Raw genomic sequence first — 5371 nt, 5'->3', positions numbered from 1 at the left:
TACTTAGTACGACCAGCAAAGAAATTAGTGAAAGCTGTTTGTAAATGTCTTAACCCTTGTTGTAAGGGTACACAGCTTACTTCATTGAGAAAGTCTAATTCTTCTTGTTTTTTCCAATCGGTCAACATTGAAGAAGTTTGAGCGTAGCCTACTCTTTCTTGCTTTTCGTACCATGCTTGTGTTCTGACATGGAGAGCTTTGTTGTAAACTAATCTTACACAGCCCAATGTGCGCCGCAATAGCGACTCTTGTGTTGGTGTGGGGTAAAATCGAAACGAATAGGCTTTTTCCATGTCTCACATTTTAGCATATATTTCGTAAATGTGCTAATATTTAACAGTAAAGCCGTCGTAGAACGACGGGGTTTCAGACCCAAATTTTCGATGAAGCCGAGAGAGACAATTAAAGTCTTGATTGCCGACGATCACGAGCTAACTTCTTTAGTCCTCAAGACCTTAATTTCCCAGCAGCCGCATCGTCAGGTGGTGGGAATTGCGGTTAATGGTCAACAGGCGATCGCCTTGGCGAAAATTTATCAACCAGATGTAATTATTTTAGATGTACGGATGCCTGTCTTAAATGGACAGAGCGCCGCTATTCAGATCAAACAATTCGACCCTTATGTCCGCATTATCGCCTATAGTTCCTTGGCAAATCTTCTAATGGAAAAAAATAATCAAACTACAGCCTTTGATCTATACTGCCCTAAAGATATATCTTCCCAAGATCTGATCAAAGCGATCGATGACTTGGGAAAATTAGCACAATCGGACAAATCTCAATTCCGTCGGGTCGGATAGTTAACTAAGTTTTTCTTCGGGAAAAGTTGCTTGAAACTCATCGAGTAATTCATCCAACTCCTCAAGAGCTTGATTAACGTCTAATCTCAGACCCCCAATGTCGGGTTTATCGCGCAATTGCAGTAAATAATCCCGTTTATTGGCCATTTGTTGCACTTTATCGATCAAGCTGGTTTTATCCATAATTCACCCTCTGGTACTGACTGCGATTATATATCAGTCAGCCCCTATCAGTGAACAGTGATCGGTGAACAGTGAACAGCCAGTGATCACTGGTAACTAGATCTCCTGCAAAAATCAAAAATCTTCTCTTGGGTGAGCAGACGGTAAACTCCGAGACAGGAGGAGAAAAAAGACAATAGACAGCTAACTGATAACTGATAACTGATAACTGATAACTGATAACTGATAACTGATAACTGATAACTGACTTTCCTATGTCCCCTCTCAATTCTCACCGCACAGAAATAACTACCGTTGCCGATCCTATTTATCTAGAAATCTTTAAAAATCTCTATCAATTTATTGCCGAAGAAATGGGGATTACTCTGCAAAATACGGCGGCAAGTGTCAATATTAAAGAGCGCCTAGACTTCTCCTGTGCTATCTTTGATGAGGTAGGAAATTTAATCGCCAATGCTCCTCATATTCCCGTCCATTTAGGTTCTATGTCCGATAGTGTCAAAAGCTTAATTCAGGATAAAGGTGAGACGATTCGTCCAGGGAATGTTTATCTGGCTAATAATCCTTATAATGGCGGTACTCACCTGCCGGATGTCACAGTAATTAGTCCTATTTTTGACCGCCAAAATCAGGAAATATTATTTTATCTTGCCTCCCGGGGACATCAAGCTGATATCGGTGGAATTACCCCCGGTTCTATGCCTCCCCATTCTGTCCATATTAGCGAAGAAGGAATTTTATTCGATAATTTTTTGCTGGTAGCGGCGGGACAGTTTCGGGAACAAGAATTAATTAATCACTTAACTAATAGTCCTTTTCCTGCACGCAATATCGCCCAAAATATTGCCGATTTTCAGGCACAAATAGCCGCTAATGCCAAGGGGGAAAGAGAATTACATAATATGGTTGAGCGCTACGGATTAGCTATGGTTAAAGCCTATCAACAGTTCGTTCAAGATAATGCGGAATTAGCGGTGAGAAAAGCTATATCTGTCCTGAAAGATGGTGAATTTACTTATTATCTGGATAACGGTGCTGTCATCAAGGTCAGAATTAGCATAGATATTGATAATTGTCAAGCAACCATCGATTTTACTGGCACATCTGACCAGTTAAATAATAATTTTAATGCACCCCTAGCAGTGACAAGAGCGGCGGTTTTATACGTTTTTCGTACCCTTGTGGAGGAGGCAATCCCTTTAAATGCTGGCTGTTTCAAACCCCTCCATTTAATTATCCCATCTGGCTGTTTTCTTAATCCCGTTTATCCAGCGGCCGTAGTAGCGGGAAATGTGGAAACTTCCCAGGCAATAGTTAATACTTTATACGGTGCTTTAGGCATTCAAGCAGCCAGCCAAGGTACGATGAATAATTTCACTTTTGGCAATCAAGAATATCAATATTATGAGACTATTTGTGGCGGTTCTGGTGCGGGGGCAAATTTTGCGGGAACTGCTGCCGTACAAACCCAGATGACTAATTCCCGTCTCACCGATCCGGAAGTATTAGAAATGCGCTATCCTGTGTTAGTAGAAAGTTTTAGCATTCGCCCCGATAGTGGCGGCAAGGGACAATATTCTGGAGGTGATGGTGTAATTAGAAGAATTAAATTTCAAGAGGCTATGACTGCTAATATTCTGTCGGGTAATCGCCTGATTCCCCCCTTTGGACTAGCGGGAGGAAAAGCTGGTAAAATAGGACGTAATGCCGTGGAAAGAAACGATGGAACTATCGAAGAATTGCCCGGTACTGCGACTGTAGAAGTGAACCCCGGTGATATTTTTATTATTGAAACTCCCGGCGGTGGTGGCTATGGAAATTGCTGAACGATAACTTTAATTTTAATTAAGTACCTAAGCAAAATTAAGTAAGTGGTTATAATTAAATTAAAGATGGATCCCCCCTTAATCCCCCCTTGGTAAGGGGGGTGTCTGACGATTTACTGATTAAATCATGACAATTATCTTAGCGATCGAAACCAGTTGCGATGAAACGGCTGTGGCTATTGTTAACAATAACCTGGTGTTGAGTAGTGTGGTTTCTTCTCAAATTGATCTCCATCGTCTCTATGGCGGTGTTGTGCCGGAAATGGCCTCCCGACAACACCTAGAAACCATTAATTTTTGTCTAGAAAAAGCTTGGCAAGAAACGGGTTTAACTTGGTCAGAAATTGATGGAATAGCCGCCACAGTTGCTCCCGGTTTAGTAGGTGCTTTAATGGTGGGAATGACGGCAGCCAAAACCCTCGCTATTGTCCACGATAAACCCTTTATCGGCATTCATCATCTCGAAGGTCATATCTATGCTTCCTATCTCGCTGAATCTGATCTTAAACCTCCTTTTTTATCTCTTTTAGTCTCTGGGGGTCATACCAGTTTAATCCATGTGCAGGCCTGCGGTAAATATCAACAATTAGGAACCACTAGAGATGATGCAGCCGGAGAAGCTTTTGATAAAGTGGCACGATTATTAAACTTAAGTTATCCCGGAGGTCCGATAATCGATCGCATGGCTAAAGATGGTAATCCGCAAGCTTTTCCCTTGCCTGAGGGTAAAATATCTTTACCAACCGGCGGTTTTCATGCCTACGATTCCAGTTTTAGTGGTTTAAAAACTGCTGTTTTGCGCTTAGTAGAGAAATTCGAGCCAGATAATTTACCTGTAGCTGACATAGCCGCTAGTTTTCAAGATACGGTAGCCAGAAGTTTAACCCGTCGGACAATCAATTGTGCCTTAGATTATGGCTTAAAAACTATCGCGATCGGGGGAGGAGTTGCGGCCAATAGTGCCTTAAGAAATCATCTGGAAACTGCCGCCAAAAATCATCATTTAACCGTCTATTTTCCGCCGCTTAAACTCTGTACCGATAACGCCGCTATGATTGCTCGCGCTGCCGTTGATCATTATGATCTTGGTCATTTTTCTGACCTTTCTATCGGTGTTCGTTCCCGTTTACCTTTAAGCGAAGTTATGCAATTATATAAGTAGGGTTTGCGGCAAAAGGTTTTCGGTGGGGGCAGGGTGTGGGGTGTAGGGTGTAGGGTGTAGGGTTTTAACTATTTTCAGCATGAAGCCCAACGCCCGATCATGTTACGCTACCGCTAACCCATCCTATAAATAATTGCGCCTCCCTACTTAATACGTCAGATTTTTAGATATCAGCCGTCAGTATTCAGTATTCAGAATTGAGGAGATTGCTTTTATCTATTCTCCCCATCACCCCATCACCCCACCACCCCACTTCATAATTCATAATTCATAATTTATAATGTTTGGCTTTTTAAATCTCAATAAACCCCCCGATTGGACTTCTCACGATTGCGTGGCCAAAGTCCGAAAAATTCTTAAGACAAAACGAGTCGGCCATGGCGGAACTTTAGATCCTATGGCTACGGGAGTTTTACCGATCGCCGTCGGGGCTGCCACCCGATTACTGGCCTATTTACCCGAAAATAAGGCTTATCGGGCAAAAATCCAGTTAGGACTCAGCACCGATACCGATGATATTACCGGAAAAGCGATCGCTACTTGTCCCTGGCCCGATTTAACTTTAGAGGCAGTTAAGCCGCATTTAGCGGAATTTATTGGCAATATTGCCCAGATTCCGCCGATGTATAGTGCTATTCACCAGGATGGTCGCCGTCTCTACGAATTGGCACGCAAAGGGGAAATAATCGCAGTGGAGCCTCGTCAGGTCAAAATTGACCAAATTACGGTTTTAGACTGGTTAGAGGGCGAATTTCCACAAATAGAGCTAGATATTCACTGTGGATCGGGGACTTATATCCGTTCCCTGGCCAGAGATTTGGGCAAGGTGTTAGCTGTGGGTGGCACTTTAGCCAGTTTAACTCGCACGGAAAGCTGTGGTTTTCAATTAGCCGATAGTATTAATCTGGAAGCTTTAATGGCTAATTCCGAGGGTTTAATTTCACCTCGCATTGCCTTGGCACATCTAGACTGGATTTCTTTGACATCAGAAAGAGTTATCGATTGGTTTCACGGCAGAAAAATTAATCTAACCGATACAAATGTTATGATCGGTTCTCTGGTTGCCGTGGAGTCTTTAGAAGCTCAATTTATCGGCATTGGTGAGATAGTTGTCAGAGAAGATGAATACTACCTACAGCCTAAAATAGTTATTCAGCAATAGGGTTAATAATTAGGGTCTGCTGAAAAAGTTATTGAAAAGTACAGGTCTCTTGATCAATGATTTCACTTAGCTACACCCATAAGCTTTAGTTGTCGATTAATGGTAATGATTCGGTAGTAGTGGCGTAGCTCTCTTGCTTACCTGGTATGAATTGTGTAAAATATTTATTAATAAAAATAATTGGAACCCGCTCAGTCTTTAAACCTCTAGCTTGCTCATGACTTTTCTGATAAATATC

At 42.1% G+C, this 5371-nt stretch carries 6 protein-coding genes; 4 read left to right on the top strand and 2 right to left on the bottom strand.

Annotated features, from left to right (window positions below; all coding sequences use genetic code 11):
* A partial coding sequence (locus PX482_RS27565; protein WP_288123281.1) for a helix-turn-helix domain-containing protein occupies window positions 1-293 on the bottom strand: 293 nt, incomplete at its 3' end.
* Window positions 294-383: 90 nt separating this feature from the next.
* Between PX482_RS27565 and PX482_RS27560 the strand changes: the two genes are divergently transcribed.
* A complete protein-coding gene (locus PX482_RS27560; RefSeq protein WP_002763842.1) occupies window positions 384-800 on the top strand; it encodes a response regulator in 417 nt (138 codons plus the stop codon).
* Here the strand turns inward: PX482_RS27560 and PX482_RS27555 are convergent, their stop codons facing one another.
* Window positions 801-983 (bottom strand): hypothetical protein, encoded by a 183-nt coding sequence (locus PX482_RS27555; protein ID WP_002763844.1) that lies wholly within the window; start codon window positions 981-983, stop codon window positions 801-803.
* Between the two features lie 254 nt (window positions 984-1237).
* On the opposite strand from PX482_RS27555, the gene PX482_RS27550 reads away from it, so the two are divergent.
* The 3 genes from PX482_RS27550 to truB all read left to right on the top strand — a co-directional run bounded on the left by PX482_RS27550 (window position 1238) and on the right by truB (window position 5133).
* Complete coding sequence (locus PX482_RS27550) at window positions 1238-2809, top strand: hydantoinase B/oxoprolinase family protein (RefSeq protein WP_002763847.1); 1572 nt, start codon at window positions 1238-1240, stop codon at window positions 2807-2809.
* A gap of 127 nt (window positions 2810-2936) precedes the next feature.
* The gene (gene tsaD, locus PX482_RS27545; RefSeq protein ID WP_288055518.1) at window positions 2937-3971 is read left to right on the top strand and encodes a tRNA (adenosine(37)-N6)-threonylcarbamoyltransferase complex transferase subunit TsaD; all 1035 of its coding nucleotides are present in this window, start codon (window positions 2937-2939) and stop codon (window positions 3969-3971) included.
* 280 nt (window positions 3972-4251) lie between these two features.
* Entirely contained in the window at window positions 4252-5133 is an 882-nt protein-coding gene (truB, locus tag PX482_RS27540; RefSeq protein WP_002763851.1) for a tRNA pseudouridine(55) synthase TruB, read from the top strand.
* Window positions 5134-5371 lie beyond the last annotated feature (238 nt).

This window comes from Microcystis sp. M53602_WE12 (assembly GCF_030065455.1).
GTDB lineage: Bacteria > Cyanobacteriota > Cyanobacteriia > Cyanobacteriales > Microcystaceae > Microcystis > Microcystis aeruginosa.
The sequence above is the reverse complement of the archived record's forward strand: the minus strand, read 5'-3'. Positions and strand labels throughout refer to the sequence as shown.

What these genes read in the sequence shown, in the direction of transcription:
- PX482_RS27555 (WP_002763844.1), bottom strand. Translation starts at nt 983, where the DNA reads ATGGATAAAACCAGCTTGATCGATAAAGTGCAACAAATGGCCAATAAA.
- truB (WP_002763851.1), top strand. Translation starts at nt 4,252, where the DNA reads ATGTTTGGCTTTTTAAATCTCAATAAACCCCCCGATTGGACTTCTCAC.
- PX482_RS27560 (WP_002763842.1), top strand. Translation starts at nt 384, where the DNA reads ATGAAGCCGAGAGAGACAATTAAAGTCTTGATTGCCGACGATCACGAG.
- tsaD (WP_288055518.1), top strand. Translation starts at nt 2,937, where the DNA reads ATGACAATTATCTTAGCGATCGAAACCAGTTGCGATGAAACGGCTGTG.
- PX482_RS27550 (WP_002763847.1), top strand. Translation starts at nt 1,238, where the DNA reads ATGTCCCCTCTCAATTCTCACCGCACAGAAATAACTACCGTTGCCGAT.